Below are 17093 nucleotides of genomic sequence, written 5' to 3'. Positions count from 1 at the left end.
GGCAGCGGAGTGGTTCCAGGAAATAGCTCCTCCTTATAGACCGTACCCGAAACCGACACTGGTGGTCTGGTAGAGTATACCAAGGCGCTTGAGAGAACTATGCTGAAGGAACTCGGCAAATTGCACGCGTAACTTCGGAAGAAGCGTGACCCTTTTTTGCGCAAGCAGAGGAGGGTGGCACAGACCAGGGGGTAGCGACTGTTTATCAAAAACACAGGGCTCTGCGAAGTCGCAAGACGACGTATAGGGTCTGACGCCTGCCCGGTGCTGGAAGGTTAAGAGGAGGGGTGCAAGCTCTGAATCGAAGCCCCAGTAAACGGCGGCCGTAACTATAACGGTCCTAAGGTAGCGAAATTCCTTGTCGGGTAAGTTCCGACCTGCACGAATGGCGTAACGACTTCCCCGCTGTCTCCAGCATAGACTCAGTGAAATTGAATTCCCCGTGAAGATGCGGGGTTCCTGCGGTTAGACGGAAAGACCCCGTGCACCTTTACTATAGCTTTACATTGGCATTCGTAGTGGCATGTGTAGGATAGGTGGTAGGCTTTGAAGCCTGGGCGCCAGCTCAGGTGGAGCCACCCTTGAAATACCACCCTTATCACTATGGATGTCTAACCGCGGCCCGTTATCCGGGTCCGGGACAATGTATGGTGGGTAGTTTGACTGGGGCGGTCGCCTCCTAAAGAGTAACGGAGGCGCGCGATGGTGGGCTCAGAACGGTCGGAAATCGTTCGCTGAGTGCAATGGCATAAGCCTGCCTGACTGCGAGACTGACAAGTCGAGCAGAGACGAAAGTCGGTCATAGTGATCCGGTGGTCCCGTGTGGAAGGGCCATCGCTCAACGGATAAAAGGTACGCCGGGGATAACAGGCTGATGACCCCCAAGAGTCCATATCGACGGGGTTGTTTGGCACCTCGATGTCGACTCATCGCATCCTGGGGCTGGAGCAGGTCCCAAGGGTATGGCTGTTCGCCATTTAAAGCGGTACGTGAGTTGGGTTCAGAACGTCGTGAGACAGTTCGGTCCCTATCTGCCGTGGGTGTAGGAATATTGAAAGGATCTGTCCCTAGTACGAGAGGACCGGGATGGACGGATCTCTGGTGGACCTGTTGTGGCGCCAGCCGCATTGCAGGGTAGCTATATCCGGACGGGATAACCGCTGAAGGCATCTAAGCGGGAAACCCACCTTGAAACGAGTATTCCCTGAGAACCGTGGAAGACGACCACGTTGATAGGCCGGGTGTGGAAGAGCGGCAACGCTTGAAGCTTACCGGTACTAATAGTTCGATCGGCTTGATCGTTCTCATTCCTAATATCCATCCGACAAAGTCGGATGGTCTGCCAGCGCTCGCGCATGAGCGGCCCTTACGGGCCTATGCTCCGCGGGCGCCGGACGACCGGCGACGCGCAGTCGCGCTTGCGGGCTTCGCCCGTAGGCAAAACGCAGACGTCGCCTTGGCACAAAAACGACGATCCTTTGGATCGCGCTGCGACGATCCTTTGGATCGCGCTTGGCGACCATCCTTGATCGCGCCGCGACGATCCTTGATCGCGCCGCGACGATCCTCCGGATCGCGCTTGAACAGCTTCTCGATTTGAACGTGCGTTTCGCCGACCTGGTGGTTATGGCGGAGCGGCTGCACCCGATCCCATTCCGAACTCGGCCGTGAAACGCTCCAGCGCTGATGGTACTTCGTCTCAAGACGCGGGAGAGTAGGTCGCTGCCAGGTCTGCCAAGCGCACGTTCATCTCACATCCGGATCCGGATGCAGACAAATCTTCTCCTTGCGATTGTTGTGATGCATGTCGTTGCCTCAAAACCGCTAACACTTTTGAGCGACATGCATGAGGCCCGCCAAACGGGATCCCGGGCCGCGCAAGCGGCCCTTTCATTGGGCGGTCCCTTGAATACGGTAAGCGCAAACTTACCTCTATCTTGACGCGGGGTGGAGCAGCCCGGTAGCTCGTCAGGCTCATAACCTGAAGGTCACAGGTTCAAATCCTGTCCCCGCAACCACTTTCTTCATAAATCTCTGGCCGTCTCGATCTGATCGAGACGGCTTTGTTGTTTAGTGAGCGCGCGATCGTTGTTGTTCGGACTAGGCGAAGCCAATCGTTCCGTAACCCTCCGCGAAAGGCTGCGGTGGTTCCGATATTGGGCGAATTGCCGTCAGTGGTTGCCGAACTCAGGTCGGAGGCTGACCAGAAGCTTGGCGACCCGGTGGCTTCTCGCAGCCAGCTGTCCGCGGTCCGTTAATCCCATATCTCCGTGGCTACAGCGAATAGATAGGCTGCGATGTCGCTCGCGGTGGCTCTTTCGTGCATCAGCATGACGTAGGCCATGTCTGCGTAGGCATCATATTTGTCGGAGGCCTGTGGTATGCCGGAAACACCGACAGGATCCCAATCGCGCAGCAAGAGCTCCCGAACCCCAACTCGGTTCTCTCGTGACTGATAATTGTTTTGCCCGTGAGTCATTCCCTCGTCCTATGCAGGCGCCCGCCGAACACGCTGGTGAAAACGACAGTCATGTTGGGCGCGCACCCGGGGTCGCCCCTGCCGAAACCGGATTCCGGCCGACGGCAAACTCTCAAAACCCACGGGGCCTAGCAGGAGAGATCACTACTGTTCGCGCAACTCGTCCAGTACCATGGCACGTTGGCGCGCAGCCAGTAGACGACGCGCCGGCTCATTGCTTCTTATCAGCGCGATCAGCCCCTGTAAGCAACCTCACCCCGGCGTTCGGCCGGTCGGAGCGAAGCACCTTTTCGTTGCGCTTCGCCATTCGGCGACTTTGCAGACTCGACGTCACGACCTCAGCGTCCCGGCGATCTCACGATCGTCAGGCGTCTGTGTTTTGAGAAGTTCCCAGAGGCTAAGCGCGTGATCAAGCGGTGATGGTCGTGTTTGTGTCGGATGCAGACTATCTGTCCGCCTCCTCCAGAATGGCAACTTTGCCGGCCCGCTTCAAGCCGCGAAGCATTGTGCCGCCATCACGAAACAGTAAGTAAAAATACACATGACCCTATACACAATATTACCTGGACCGCTCTAATTATTGACGCATCCTTGCTATTGAAAGCTCCCTTCAACCGTCTTTCATGGTAATCGTACTTAAAGTATCCATAAGACATTAGAACAGACAGCAAGAATAGAAATAGCGCCCTTCCTGACGGTATCTCCGTCTGTGGATCCAGAGCCGACCACAACTATCCATTCCCCATATCCGGTGGCAATCAACAAAAAGGCAATAACTGCTACCAATGTAGCAAATATGTATAGGTTTTTCATTCTATTCATGGCGTAGCCACTATCGGCCGGCGCCGACGGCTTGGCAACACCCGGGTCCGTAGCAAGCCGTTCCAGCTTGAGAACGGTTGGGAGAACCAATGCGGGTCTATTTGGCCTTCATGTCCTGGCGGTGGGCCGCGTGTCCCAATGGGGCCCGCTTGTGGCGCCGACCGGTCATGAACCGGCGGCGACGTCCATGCGTTGTGTCTCAGCCGGGTGGGTTTGGAACAGCGAAGGAAACGGACATGACCACGCATCCCAGCACCAATCGCTTGTCCGCACAGGAGCTGCACGACATCGATGCCTACTGGCGTGCCGCCAACTACCTGACTGTCGGGCAGATCTATCTGCTCGACAATCCGCTGCTTCGCGAGCCGCTTCGGCTGGCGCACGTCAAGCCCAGGCTGCTTGGGCATTGGGGAACCTCGCCGGGCCTCAGCTTCATATACGCGCATCTCAACCGCGCGATCAGACTTCGCGATGTCGACGTTATTTACATCTGAGCCCCGGCCATGGCGGACCGGCCATGGTTGCAAACAGCTATCTCGAAGGCACCTATAGCGAGATCAATCCGGATATTTCCCTCGAAGAGGCCGGAATGAGGACGCTCTTCCGGCAGTTTTCCTTTCCGGGAGGCATCCCGAGCCATGCCGCTCCCGATGTGCCCGGGTCGATCCATGAAGGCGGCGAGCTCGGCTACGCGCTTTCGCATGCCTTTGGCGCGGCCTTCGACAACCCGGATCTTATCGTCGCCTGCGTCGTCGGCGACGGCGAGGCGGAAACCGGCCCGCTCGCCACATCCTGGCACTGCAACAAGTTCCTCAACCCGGCGCAGGACGGCGCGGTGCTGCCGATCCTCCATCTCAACGGCTATAAGATCGCCAGTCCCACCATTCTCGCCCGCATCTCTGACGAAGAATTGCGGGCGCTATTCGTCGGCTATGGCTACGAACCGCTGTTCGTCGAGGGTGACGATCCGCCCCTGATGCATGAGCGGATGGCCGTCGTACTCGACGATGCGCTGGACCGCATCCAGGCAATTCAGCAGGCGGCGCGCAGCGGCGGAGAGACTGCCGACGGCCGGCCGAAATGGCCGATGATCATCCTTAGAAGCCCGAAGGGCTGGACAGGCCCCAAGGAGATCGACGGGCTGAAGACCGAAGGATTCTGGCGCGCGCATCAGGTTCCGCTCTCCGGTCTCGCCGAAAACCCTGCGCATCTGAAGATGCTCGAGGAGTGGCTGAGAAGTTATCGGCCCGAAGAGCTTTTCGATGCCGAGGGCGCGCCAGTGGCCATGATCCGCGCCACTGCCCCGCAAGGCGGCAGACGCATGAGCGCCAATCCGCATGCCAATGGCGGCCTGCTGCGCCGCTCCCTCCAACTGCCAAGCCTGCAAGAGCATGCCGTATCTGTCCAGCAGCCCGGCGGCGTGAAAGCAGAGTCGACCCGTGTGATGGGCGGTTTCCTGCGCGACGTCATGGCATTGAACCAAAGCGCCGAAAACTTCCGCATTGTCGGTCCCGACGAGACGGCTTCGAACCGGCTGCAGGACGTCTTCGAGGTGACCGAGCGCGCCTGGATGGAAAAGATTCTGCCCGAAGATGTGCATCTCGGCCGCGAAGGCAGGGTTCTGGAAATCCTGTCCGAGCATACCTGTCAGGGCTGGCTGGAAGGCTATCTGCTTACCGGCCGGCACGGCCTGTTCTCCTGCTACGAGGCCTTCACGCACATTGTCGATTCCATGTTCAACCAGCATGCGAAATGGCTGGATGCCTGCGGCAAGCTGCCGTGGCGGCGGCCGATTGCGTCCTTGAACTATTTGTTGTCGAGCCATGTCTGGCAGCAGGAGCACAATGGCTTCAGCCATCAGGATCCGGGCTTCATCGATGTCGCCTTGAACAAGAAGGCGGACATCGTGCGCGTCTATCTGCCGGCGGATGCCAACAGCCTGCTTTGCGTGACGGATCATGTGCTTCGGACATGGAACCGCATCAACGTGATCGTCGCCGGCAAAGCCAATTCCTGGCAGTGGCTGTCGATCACCGAGGCGAAAGTCCACTGCAAGGCCGGTATCGGCATATGGGAGTGGGCGTCGACCGACGGCGGGGCAGAGCCGGATGTGGTGATGGCCTGCGCCGGCGACGTGCCGACGCTTGAGACGCTGGCCGCGGTCCAAATTCTGAAACGCCACGTTCCCGGCCTCAAGGTGCGGGTGGTCAACATCGTCGACCTGATGACTTTGCAGCCCAAGGAACACCACCCGCACGGCCTGTCGGATCGTGAATTCGACGCGTTTTTCACGGCCGATAAGCCAGTCATCTTCGCGTATCACGGCTATCCATGGACCATCCATCGCCTGACTTACCGGCGGACCAACCACGACAACATCCACGTGCGCGGCTACAATGAGGAAGGGACGACGACGACGCCCTTCGACATGACCGTGCTCAATGGCCTCGACCGCTATCATCTCGTATTGGGCGTGCTCGACCGCATTCCCGAGCCGGCCGGCGCGCATATCCGGCTGAAGCAGGCAATGGAAGGCAAGCTGATCGAACACCGGGCCTATATCCGCGAGCATGGGCAGGACATGCCCGAGGTCCTCGGCTGGAAATGGGAGCAGTAGTCGATGCCGAAGCGTCAGTCCAAATGGACGAGCGCACGATTGGCCGGGACCGGCCGACCATGACCGATGCCATTCTCGTCCTCAACGGCGGCTCCTCAAGCCTGAAGTTCGCCGTGTTTCAGCAGCGAAGCGAGCTTCACCTGCTGGTGCGTGGCAGCGTGTCGTCGATCGGACATCATCCACGATTGCAGGTCGCGCCCTCAGAATTGTCACGCGAAATCGACAGGAGCCTGGGAGACCGACCGATCGGGATGGCCAAGGCGTTCGAGGCCATAGCTTCCTATCTCGAGGATCACGCTCTTTTGCGCCGGATCGGCACTGTCGGGCACCGCATCGTCCATGGCGGGCAAGAACTTACCCAAGCGACCTTGCTCGACGAGCGCACGCTCGACGCGCTGCATAGGCTTGAGCCGCTCGCACCGATCCATCAGGCGATCAACCTGGAGATCGTCCATCTGGCCGGTCGGCTTTTGCCGGAAGCCAAGCAAGTCGGCTGCTTCGATACGGCCTTTCACACGGCGCGTCCGGAGCTTGCCAGGCTCTATGGCTTGCCGCGCGAGATGTCGGAACGGGGCATCGTCTCCTACGGCTTCCACGGGCTCTCCTACAGGCACATTGCAGCGAAGCTCCGCGAGCGCTACGGCGACGCTGCCGGTGGCCGAACGATTGCCGCCCATCTCGGCAGCGGCGCGAGCCTGTGTGCGATGAAGGCAGGGGTAAGCCTCGCCACGACCATGGGTTTTTCGACGCTTGACGGCCTCGTCATGAGCACCCGTTGCGGCGCCATCGATCCTGGCGTGATCCTGCACCTTCTGCAGGAGCGCAAGCTGTCGGCCGACCGAGTGGCCGAATTGCTCTACGAGCAGTCCGGCCTGCTGGGCGTATCCGGCATTTCCGGAGACATGCAGGCGCTGCTTGGGTCGAAAGACCCGGCGGCGGCGCGCGCCGTCGCGCTCTTCGTCTATCGCGCCGGACGTGAGATCGGATCGCTCGCGGCCGCGCTTGGAGGCCTCGACACGCTCGTGTTCACCGCCGGCATCGGCGAAAATGCATGGCAGATCCGGCAAGAGATCTGCGAGGCTGCTGCCTGGCTTGGTGTCGTGGTCGACCACGGTTTAAATCGCAGCGGCGAAGCGCTGGTCAGCGCGCGAGAGTCCAGCGTCGATGTTCTTGTCATTCCGGCCGACGAGGAACGTGCCGTGGCCACGCAGCTCCTCGACCTCGACACGGTCTGATCTGCCCGCGGCAGGATCGCAGGGATTAGCTCGGTAACTTGGCGCAGAGCTTCCGCTGAACCAGGACGAGCGTCGGGCGATCGGGCGTCGCGCGGGCCGTTTTCGTTCGCCTTACTTTCCCTTCAAGCTCGACTCGGCGATGGTCAGCCCGGCGCCTCGCGCCCTATATCCGGCCGCGCGGCCAAATGCATAAGGAGCGGAAGATGCGGCAGGCACTGATCGTATGGGGCGGCTGGGAAGGGCATGAACCCGAAGCCGGGGCGCGAGTCGTCAAAGCGATGCTTGAGGAGGAAGGCTTTGCCGTGCGCTTGGAAAATACGACCGCGGTGTTCGCCGACCCGGCGATCGCCGACCTCAGCCTGATCGTGCCGATCTACACCATGTCCAAGCTCGCCAAGGCCGAAGAGGCGAACCTCAGCAAAGCGGTCGAAAACGGCGTCGGCCTCGGCGGCTATCACGGCGGCATGGGCGACGCGTTTCGCGAATCGACGGACTACCAGTTCATGTGCGGCGGCCAGTGGGTTGCCCATCCCGGCAACATCATCGACTATCGTGTGAATATCGTGCGGCGCGACGACCCGATCGTGGCAGGCATCGACGATTTCCAATACCGCTCCGAGCAATATTACATGCATGTCGATCCATCGAACGACGTGCTGGCGACCACCACCTTCTCGGGCGAGCACGCGCCGTGGATCGCCGGCGTTGTCATGCCCGTGGTTTGGAAGCGCCGGCACGGCAAAGGGCGGGTGTTCTATTCGTCGCTCGGCCACGCGGCCAAGGAATTCGAGGTGCCGCAGATGCGCACCATCCTGCGCCGCGGACTTGTGTGGGCGGCACGCTGAGCGCGCCCGTCGGTGCGGGCTGACGCCGGTGGCGGCCGGATTTCCCGAACCGAAAGCATCACCGACCCGCTCCTATGATCATAACAGATCATATGAATGAGTGATTTACATAAGACGTAAGCTTTCATACAACTGCCGGCAGCAACTTGCTCTATCGGGAGAGGATTGCGTGGAAAATATCGTTCCTTCGGACGCAACCGGGTGGATGCCTTCGGTCGACCAGGGCGGCGCAAGCGTGCACAACGCCGTCGTCAGCGTGCTGGGCAGCCGCATCCTGGGCGGCGACTATGCTCCCGGTGCAGCCTTGCCGCGCGAGGAGGAGCTCTGCGCCATGCTGGGCGTCAGCCGCACCTCGGTTCGGGAAGCGGTCAAGGTGCTGTCGGCGAAAGGTCTTGTCGAGGCCAGGCGGCGGGCGGGCGTGCGCGTGCTGCCGCGCGACAGCTGGCGCCTGCTCGACCCGGTGGTGCTCGGCTGGCACCCTTCCATCCAGGATGACGAGGAGCTGGTTTCCGGCCTGCTCGAGGCGCGCCGCATCTTCGAGCCGGCGGCGGCCGAGCTTGCGGCAAGGCGCGCCAGCGCCGCCGATCTCGCCGAAATCGAACGCGCGGTCGTCGGCATGCGCGACAATATCCCGGGCGACCTCAACGCGGTCTGCCAGGCGGACCTCGCCTTCCACAAGGGCGTCATCGCCGCCAGCCATAATGTCGTGCTCAAGGGGCTGGTCGGCATGCTGGAAGCTGCCCTGCGCGCCACCTTCCTGGTCACCAATCCGTTGATGGAGGCGCAATCGCGCGCGCTGTCGGCGCATGTCGCGGTGCTGGAGGCGATCCGCGTCCGCGATACCGCCGGCGCCCGCGGCGCCATGAACAGGCTGCTTGACATCGCCGCCGACGATCTTCACGCCAGAGGGTGACGTTTCCGGCTTGACGTCATTTTTTATCATATGATATTTCAATTTCATATGATCTAATTAGCGTCATGGGAGGAGTTGCGCTTGAGGATCGTGGCCATCACCACGCGCGTCGTGAACGCGGATATGCGCAACTGGGTGTTTGTGCGTGTCGAGACCGACCAGCCGGGCCTCTACGGTTGGGGCGAGGCGACGCTGGAATGGAAGACCCAGGCCGTCGTCGGCGCCGTCAACGACCTCGCGCCGCTTCTGGTCGGCCGCGACCCGCGCGACATCGAGCAGGCGGTGCGCATCCTCAAAAAGCACTCGTTCTGGCGGCTCGGCGTCGTCGGCATGTCGGCGGTTTCCGGCATCGAGCTGGCGCTCTGGGACATTTTTGGCAAATGGCTCGATCAGCCGGTCTGGCGCTTGCTCGGCGGCAAGGTGCGCGACCGGGTCAAGGTCTACACGCATCTCGGCCTCGGCGACATGCGCGCCGTCTACGAAACGTTGGAGACCGAGCCGTTGGTGCGGCGCGCCTCCGAAGTGGTTGCCACGGGCTATCGCGCGCTGAAGGCCGTCTTCATCCCCTACAGCCACTATCATGCGCCGCTCGTCGAGGTCGACAAGGTCGGCCGCCTAATGGAGGCGCTGCGCAAGACAGTCGGTCCCGAAGTCGAGATCATGGTCGATTTCCACGGCCGTCCCGCCTCGGCCTCCACCGCGCTCGCCTATATCGACGCGCTTGCCGCTTACAGGCCGATGTTCGTCGAGGAGCCGCTGCCGCCGGGCGAGACCGGCGCGCTGGCGCAGCTCGTCGCCAAATCGCGCGTGCCGATCGCCACCGGCGAGCGGCTGATCGATCGTCCCGAATTCGACGACCTTTTCCGGGCAAGGGCGGTCGACATCGTGCAGCCGGACATCTGCCACTGCGGCGGCCTGCTCGAGGCGAAGAAAATCGCCGCCATGGCCGAGGCGGTCTCGGTGGGTGTGGCGCCGCACAATCCGCTCGGTCCGATCGCCGGCGCGGCGGCGCTGCATTTCGCGGTCTCCACGCCCAATCACCTGATCCAGGAAGAGATGGTCGGTGCCGTGCCCTGGTATTTCGAGGTGGTGAAGGGGCCGATCCGCATGATCGACGGCTGCTGGCAGGTGCCGGATGCGCCCGGGCTCGGCGTCGAGGTCGACGAAGCGGTCGCCGACCGGCATCCCTACAGGCCGGAGGTCATGCACACCACCAATGCCGTCCTTGCCGACGGCACCATCGTGGACTGGTGACCATGGCCGGGCGACTGAAGGACAAGGTGGTGATTGTCACCGGCGCCGGGCGCGGCATCGGCGAGGCGACGGCGCGCGCGATGGCCGCCGAGGGTGCGGCCATCGTCGTGGCTGAAAAGGATGCGCTCAGCGGAAAGAGCGTTGCCGCGTCGCTGGTCGAAGCCGGCGCTCGGGCGCTGTTCGTGGAGACCGACGTCGCCGATATCGCATCCTGCAAAGCGATGGCCGAGCAAGCGCTTGCCACCTTCGGCCGCATCGACGTGCTGGTCGCCAATGCCGGCATCAACGTTTTCCACGAACCGCTGGAAACCACGGAAGAGGAATGGCGGCGCTGCTTTGCCGTCGATCTCGACGGGGTGTGGTATTCGGCGCGCGCCGTGCTGCCGGCGATGCGGGCTCAGACGCAGGGTTCGATCGTGGCGATCGCTTCGTGCCATTCTTTCGCGATCATCCCCTCGACCTTTCCCTATCCGGTTGCCAAGCACGGACTCCTCGGCCTGGTACGATCGCTCGGCGTTCAATACGCGGCCGAAGGTGTTCGCGTGAACGCGATCGCACCCGGCTACATCGAGACGCAGATCGCGGTCGACTACTGGAACACCTTTCCTGATCCGCAGGCGGAGCGCCAGCGCACCTACGACCTGCACCCGCCGCGCCGCATCGGGCGGCCGGAGGAGGTGGCGATGACTGCCGTCTTCCTCGGCTCCGACGAGGCCCCGTTCATCAACGCGGCCTGCATCGTCATCGATGGCGGGCGCTCGGTTCTCTAACACGAATGAGGTTTCGCACCGGCGGCCGGTCGCCGGAAACGTCTTCAAGCAAAAAGGACTCCCGCCGGCCGGGATCGATATGGAGGAGGAAACCATGAAACGCATGATCAGGACGTGGCTTGCTGTGGCCGCGACCGCAGCCGTCGCGCTGACGGTCCATGGCGCCGGCGCGCAGGACAAGATGAAGTTCGGCTATATCAACAAGATGGGCGACCATCCCTGGTTCGTCCGCGAGGTGAAGGGTGCCAAGGACAAGGCCGCCGAGCTCGGCGTCGACCTGCTTGTCCAGGACGTTCAGTTCGACGCCAACCTCGCCGTGACCACCTTCGACACCTATGTCGGCGACGGCGTCAAGGGCATCGCCGTGGTGGTGCCGGACCGGTCGCTCGGCCCGGTCGTCGCCGACAAAGCAAAGGCCGCCAAGATCGGCCTGATTGCTGTCGACGACGACATCGCCTTCGCCGACGGCACGCCTGTCGCCTATGTCGGCATGAACGCGCTCAACATCGGCAAGCAGGTCGGCGGCGAGATTGCCCGCATCGTCAAGGCCGAAGGCTGGGACAAGGACCTCTCCAAGGTGCGCGTCGGCTCGATCGAGGACCAGAAGGCCGACACCTGCATGCGCCGCAACAAGGGCGCGGAGCAAGCGCTGGTCGCAGCGATCCCGGAGATCAAGTCGCGCATCGTTTCGATTCCCTACGACAACACGATGGTCAACTCGATCGATGTCGTGTCGACGACGCTGACGGCCAATCCGGACGCCGAGAAGTGGATCTTCTACTCCTGCAATGACGACGGCGTGCTGGGCGGCGTGCGCGCCACGGAGAATGCCGGCATGAAGCCGGAGAACGTCATCGGCATCGGCATCGACGGCTCCCGCTCCTGCGAGGCCTTCGGTTCCGGCAAGCCGACGGGCTTCCGCGGCACGATGTGGCTAGACAGCGCCAAGCACGGCGCCGCCGCCATCCAGGCGCTCTACGACCAAGCCACCGGCAAGGAGATGCAGAAGGACTATTTCCAGGACGCCACGCTGATCAGCGGCGAGAACTTCGCCAAGTTCAAGGACACTCTCGGTTGCAAGTCCTAGGCTCCCTTTCGGGCTCGGAGCGGATGGCCTTCGGGCGGGCGGCTTCAAAGGGAGCCTCCCGCCCATGACCGTGCCCGTCGTTTCTGTCGAAGGCGTCAGCAAGCGCTTCGGCGCCGTGCAGGCGCTGCGCGACGTGTCGGTCGCTTTCAACGTCGGCGAGATCACCGCGCTGATCGGCGAGAACGGCGCCGGCAAGTCGACGCTGATGCGCGTGCTGGAGGGCGAGCATCGGCCGGATAGCGGCCGGGTTCTGGTCGACGGGCAGCCGGTGCAGCTCAGCTCGCCGCGCGCCGCACACGGCTCGGGCATCCGCGTCATCCATCAGGAGCCGGAGATCATCCCGGAGCTTACGGTGGCGGAAAACATCTTCATCGGGGACATCAAGGCGCGGGGCGGGATTTTTCTCGACCGCGCTGATCTCGAAAGACGCAGTCTCGACCTGTTGCGCACCTTTGGCGTGGTCGACGTGCTTTCGCCCGGGCAGCGCTGCCATGGCCTGAGCCCGGCGCTCAGGCAGCTGATCGAAATCATGCGCGCGCTGCGGCCGGGCGCGCGGCTGCTTGCCTTCGACGAGCCGACCTCGTCTTTGACGGAGGACGAGGCGCAACGGCTGTTCCGCGTCATCCGGCGCCTGAAGGCCGACGGCGTCGCGGTGATCTACATCTCGCACCGGCTGCGCGAGATCATCGAGCTTGCCGATCGGTGCGTGGTGATGCGCGACGGCAGCCGCGTCGCCGACGAACCAATCGCGGCGCTCGACGAGCAGCGCATGGTGCGGCTGATGGTCGGCAGGCCGGTAAGCGACCTGTTCAACCGAAAAGTGCGCGCGCTCGGGCCGGTCCGGCTGGCGCTCGAAGGCGTCACGACACGCCGCGTCGACGGGATCAGCTTCGAGGTCAGGGCAGGCGAGATCGTCGGCCTGGGCGGATTGGTCGGCGCGGGACGGACGGAAGTCGCGCGCGCCGTCGTCGGCCTCGATCCACTGCTCTCCGGGCGGATGGCCGTCGGCGGCCGGCCTTACAGGCCGCGCGAGCCGGCGGATGCGGTTGCCGCCGGAATCGGGCTGGTGCCGGAGGACCGCAAGCAGGAGGCCCTGCTTTTGATGCAGGCGGTGCGCGACAATGTCAGCCTCGTGGTACCCGACAAGGTGTCGCGCTACGGCTTCTTCAGCCGCAGGCGCGAGCGCGCGCTGGTCGCCCGCCATGTCGCCGAGCTCCGGGTCAAGACGCCGTCGATCGAGCAGGCGGTCGGGAAATTGTCCGGGGGCAACCAGCAGAAGGTCGTCTTCGCGCGCTGGCAGGCACGGGGGCCGGCGGTGCTCATCCTCGACGAGCCGACGCGCGGCATCGATGTCGGCGCCAAAGCGGAGATCTACAGGCTCATCGAGAGCCTGGCCGACCAGGGCCTCGCCATCCTGCTCATCTCCTCGGAGATGCCGGAGCTGCTCGGCCTCGCCGACCGCGTCCTGGTCATGCAGAGCGGTCGCATCAGCGGCGAGCTGCCGTGGCAAGAGGCGAGCGAGGAGGCGGTGCTGGCGCTGGCCATGCGCTCGGACAAGAAAGCAATCCAAAGGAGGGTGTCGTGACCGATACCGCGACCGCCGGACGCGAGCGCGCGCCGGCCAGCCTGTTTGGCCGCATCGGCGCGCAAAACATCAGCCTGCTGATCGCTCTGGTCGTGCTGCTGGCGATCTTTGGCGTGTTGAGGCCGGACGTCTTCTTCACGCCGCGCAACCTGATCAACATAGGCCTCGCGGTCACCATTCTCGGCATCCTGGCAATGGCGCAGACCGTCGTCATCGTATCGGGCGGGCTCGACATCTCGGTCGGGTCGATCGTCGGCCTGAGCACGATGGTGCTGGCCGTCGCCGCCCAGGAAACCGGCTCGATCCCCGCCGGCATCCTCGCCGGCCTGCTCGCCGGATTGCTGGCAGGCGCAGTCAACGGGCTGATCATCGTCTACGGGCCGGTCAATGCGGTGATCGCGACGCTTGGCACGATGTCGGCCTTCCGCGGCCTCGCCTATCTGATGAACAACGGCACACCGGCGACAGCCTGCGCGCGCTGGGCATCGGCACGCTGTTCGGGCTGCCCTTCGCCATCTGGCTGCTGATCGCGGCGATGGCGGCTTTCATCGTTTTCACCCGTGAGACGGTCGTCGGCCGCAACATCTACGCGCTCGGCGGCAATCCGACGGTGGCGCGGCTCGCCGGCATCCCGATCCGCCGCTATCAGATCTCGATCTATGCGATGAGCGGCTTCGCCGCGGCGGTGGCGGGTCTGGTGCTCGCCAGCCGCACCATGTCCGGACAGCCCGCCTCCGGCAGCCAGGGGCTGGAGCTCGAGGCTATCACCGCCGCGATCCTCGGCGGCTGCGCGCTGCAGGGCGGCAAGGGCACGATCATCGGCGCCATGTTAGGGGTGCTGATCATCGGCGTCCTCAACAACGGCATGATCCTGACCTCCGTGCCGACCTTCTACCAGCTGCTCGCCAAGGGCGCGCTGCTGATCCTGGCCGTCATCGTGCAAGAGCGCCAGCGGGCCCGGTCGGGAGAATAGCCCCGCGCGGGGTTAGACGCTTTCGAGATAGGTCTCGATCTCGAAGTCGCTGACATTGAGCGCGAAGGTGTTCAACTCCTGGCGTTTGCAGGCGATGAAAGCGTCGCGCAGCACGGCCGGGAAGATTTCGGCGACGCGCTTGCCGGTCTCGAAGGCGGCGATCGCCGAGGCCCAGTCAGGCGGCAGCTTGGCAAGCGTGAGGCCCTGTCCCTCGCCGCCGGTCGGCTCGCCAGGCGACAGCTGCCGCTCGATGCCCATCAGCGCGGCACCCAGGATCGCCGCCAGCACCAGATAGGGATTGGCGTCGGCCCCGGAAACGCGATGCTCGATGCGGCGCGCGGCAGACGGGCCGCCTGGAATGCGGATCGCCACCATGCGGTTTTCGTAGCCCCAGGCGACAGCCGTCGGCGCATAGGACCGTGGCCGCAGCCGGCGATAAGAATTGAAATGCGGCGCGAACACCAGCGTGCTTTCGGCCATGGCCGCGAGCAGGCCGCCGACGGCGTGGCGCATGGTGTCGGAGCCCTGGTCGCTGCCGTCGTCGAAGATGTTGCGGCCGTCCTTGTCGAGCACGCTGAAATGAACATGGAAACCGTTGCCGGCGCGCTCGCCATAGGGCTTGGCCATGAAGCAGGCGGCAAAGCCGTGCTTGCGCGCGATGCCCTTGACCGTGCGCTTGAAAAGCACGGCGTCGTCCGCGGCGCGCAAGGCATCCGGAACGTGGTTGAGGTTGATCTCGAACTGGCCGACGCCGTTCTCGGCGATCGCCGTATCGACCGGAATGCCCTGCATGCGGCAGGCTTCGTAGATGTCGTGGATGAAGCCTTCGAAATCGTCGATTTCGTCGATCGAAAGCGCCGCATCGGAATCGAGACGCCGGCCGGTGACCGGCGAGACAGGACCGACCGGACGCTGCGATGTCGGATCGACGAGATAGAATTCAAGCTCGGTCGCGGTAACCGGCGTCAGACCAAGCGCTGCGTAGCGGTCGAGGATGCGGGCGAGCGCGCGGCGCGGATCGCCGAGATAGGGTGCGCCGGCCTCGTCGGCGAGCCACAGGGGCAAAAGCGCCGTCGGATGCGCCGTCCAGTTGACGGGCAGGATGCCGCGTCCGGTCCAATGGCAAAGCCCGTCGGCGTCACCGGTCGAGAAAACCTGGGCGTTGCCTTCGATGTCCTCTCCCCAGATGTCGAGCCCGATCAGCGAATAAGGCATGCGCAGCTTGCCTTCGAGCGCCTTGCGCGCCTGCTCGACCGGGATGCGCTTGCCGCGCATGATGCCGTTCAGGTCGCACACCGCGGCCCGCAGGCTCTGGATGTCGCTTCTGCTTTCAAGCCAGTTCAAAACGTCCGCAATTGCATCGCCCAATTTCCAGCCCCTGTTCTTTCGGAGGTGCTGCAGCCGTTCCGGCTACGATATCCATTCTACAGCTTGTGAGTTTATGAAGGTCGCCACGGATGGTTCCAGGCGATGTTCCTTCATTTTTTCAATTCACTAGCTGGGATATCGGGCGGCATTTTGGGTCCATAGCTGCGATCTGCGATCGCAACATAGCTGGCCGCTAGGGGAAAGCCAAGGGGGCATTTGCGCGGTCAACGGTGAGCCGGCCGGTATCGTGATGGCCGAGGGCAATCCCTCGATCTACGCTGAGGCATTAGTGCCGCAATTCAGGAAACTTGATCTGTTTGAGAATGTGCGTCGCGCCCTCGTCGATGTCGCGCACGATGGCCGCGCGGGCTCGTTCGCCGTCCTGGACCTCGATCGCCGCCACGACCTCTTCATGATAGTCGATGCCGAGAATGCCGGCGAGGTCGTCCTCGAAGCCGATGCGTAGGTTGCGGAGAAAGGGGCCCACCTGCATCCACACGGTCTCGATGAGGAAGATCATCTGCTCGTTGCCGCAGTGGCGGTAGATCGAGAACTTGAAGTCGTGATTCTTGCGCAGGTAATCGTCGATGTCGCCACTGCGGGCGGCCTGGGTGAGCTCTGTGCAATGTCGGCGGATGGCGCGCAGATTGTTGCCGTTGATGAGGCTGGTGGCGAGCTCGGTGGCCGTGCCTTCCAGGACCATGCGCACGTCGGTGAGCTGCTGGAAACGGTCGGCCGAAATCATCGGCACCTCGACGCTTCCGTTCGGCATCGGGCTCAGCGCCCTGAGCGCCTGCAGCCGCATGAAGGCGCTGCGCACCGGCATGTCGCTGGTGCCGAGCTCCTTGGCGAGCTTGCGCGAGGTCAGCTTCTGGCCGGGCTGGAGCTGACCCGACATCAGCGCCCGCACCAGTTCCAGATAGACTTTCTCATGCAGCGGTACTGTGTCGAGGGCAGTCAGTCCGAATTGTGTTTTGTCGGCCATTGGCTATGCGCTACTTCGTCCGTCCCTGAAATCTGGTTTAGCCGCTCTGTCTGCAACCACGACACTTGGCCGGCGGCCCTCGATCGCACGATAGACGGTTAACGCGCGGCGCCGCAAGTGAGGCAGGGGCGGCCTTCCCTGCCTGACCCGAACGGCGCCC

At 63.1% G+C, this 17093-nt stretch carries 11 protein-coding genes, 1 tRNA gene, 2 rRNA genes and 1 pseudogene (1 of these 15 running past the window's edge); 13 read left to right on the top strand and 2 right to left on the bottom strand.

Translation table 11 applies throughout. The features are described 5' to 3' along the window. The 13 genes and pseudogenes from CK221_RS28155 to CK221_RS31150 form a co-directional block, all read left to right on the top strand. Window positions 1–1302, top strand: a 23S ribosomal RNA gene (locus CK221_RS28155) (it extends 1589 nt beyond the left edge of the window). A 314-nt stretch (window positions 1303–1616) separates the two neighbouring features. Continuing rightward, window positions 1617–1731: ribosomal RNA gene (gene rrf, locus CK221_RS28145) — 5S ribosomal RNA — on the top strand. Window positions 1732–1941: 210 nt separating this feature from the next. Continuing rightward, window positions 1942–2018, top strand: a tRNA-Met gene (locus CK221_RS28140). A 1519-nt stretch (window positions 2019–3537) separates the two neighbouring features. Continuing rightward, window positions 3538–5918, top strand: a pseudogene (locus CK221_RS28130) (phosphoketolase family protein). 59 nt (window positions 5919–5977) lie between these two features. Continuing rightward, on the top strand, window positions 5978–7153 hold the full coding sequence (locus CK221_RS28125) for an acetate/propionate family kinase (protein WP_095780095.1): 1176 nt from the start codon (window positions 5978–5980) through the stop codon (window positions 7151–7153). Between the two features lie 203 nt (window positions 7154–7356). Further along, window positions 7357–7998 (top strand): ThuA domain-containing protein, encoded by a 642-nt coding sequence (locus CK221_RS28120; RefSeq protein ID WP_095780094.1) that lies wholly within the window; start codon window positions 7357–7359, stop codon window positions 7996–7998. 169 nt (window positions 7999–8167) lie between these two features. Further along, window positions 8168–8911: a FadR/GntR family transcriptional regulator gene (locus CK221_RS28115; RefSeq protein WP_082953630.1), complete on the top strand. Its 744-nt coding sequence runs from the start codon at window positions 8168–8170 to the stop codon at window positions 8909–8911. Window positions 8912–9001: 90 nt separating this feature from the next. After that, window positions 9002–10165 carry a galactonate dehydratase gene (gene dgoD, locus CK221_RS28110; RefSeq protein WP_245430763.1) on the top strand — a complete coding sequence of 388 codons (1164 nt, stop codon included), beginning with the start codon at window positions 9002–9004 and terminating at the stop codon, window positions 10163–10165. Window positions 10166–10167: 2 nt separating this feature from the next. Then, entirely contained in the window at window positions 10168–10935 is a 768-nt protein-coding gene (locus tag CK221_RS28105) for an SDR family oxidoreductase (protein ID WP_095780089.1), read from the top strand. 94 nt (window positions 10936–11029) lie between these two features. Further along, window positions 11030–12022 carry a substrate-binding domain-containing protein gene (locus CK221_RS28100; protein ID WP_245430762.1) on the top strand — a complete coding sequence of 331 codons (993 nt, stop codon included), beginning with the start codon at window positions 11030–11032 and terminating at the stop codon, window positions 12020–12022. 64 nt (window positions 12023–12086) lie between these two features. Then, window positions 12087–13607, top strand: a complete 1521-nt coding sequence (locus CK221_RS28095; RefSeq protein WP_095780088.1) for a sugar ABC transporter ATP-binding protein — start codon at window positions 12087–12089, stop codon at window positions 13605–13607. Further along, window positions 13604–14134 carry a hypothetical protein gene (locus CK221_RS31155; protein WP_280952200.1) on the top strand — a complete coding sequence of 177 codons (531 nt, stop codon included), beginning with the start codon at window positions 13604–13606 and terminating at the stop codon, window positions 14132–14134. The genes CK221_RS28095 and CK221_RS31155 overlap by 4 nt, the downstream gene beginning before the upstream one ends. Before the next feature lie 8 nt (window positions 14135–14142). Next, window positions 14143–14580, top strand: coding sequence for an ABC transporter permease (locus CK221_RS31150; RefSeq protein WP_280952199.1), 438 nt, complete (start codon window positions 14143–14145; stop codon window positions 14578–14580). A 12-nt stretch (window positions 14581–14592) separates the two neighbouring features. On the opposite strand, the gene CK221_RS28085 is transcribed toward CK221_RS31150, so the two are convergent. Beyond that, complete coding sequence (locus tag CK221_RS28085) at window positions 14593–15948, bottom strand: glutamine synthetase family protein (RefSeq protein ID WP_067319031.1); 1356 nt, start codon at window positions 15946–15948, stop codon at window positions 14593–14595. Between the two features lie 286 nt (window positions 15949–16234). Beyond that, window positions 16235–16933 (bottom strand): GntR family transcriptional regulator, encoded by a 699-nt coding sequence (locus CK221_RS28080; RefSeq protein ID WP_095780087.1) that lies wholly within the window; start codon window positions 16931–16933, stop codon window positions 16235–16237. Window positions 16934–17093 lie beyond the last annotated feature (160 nt).

The sequence above is a fragment of the Mesorhizobium sp. WSM3868 genome, from assembly GCF_002294785.1.
In the GTDB taxonomy this organism is placed as follows: Bacteria; Pseudomonadota; Alphaproteobacteria; order Rhizobiales; family Rhizobiaceae; genus Mesorhizobium.
Note: the sequence above shows the minus strand (reverse complement) of the source record. Positions and strands in the feature narration are given on the sequence as shown.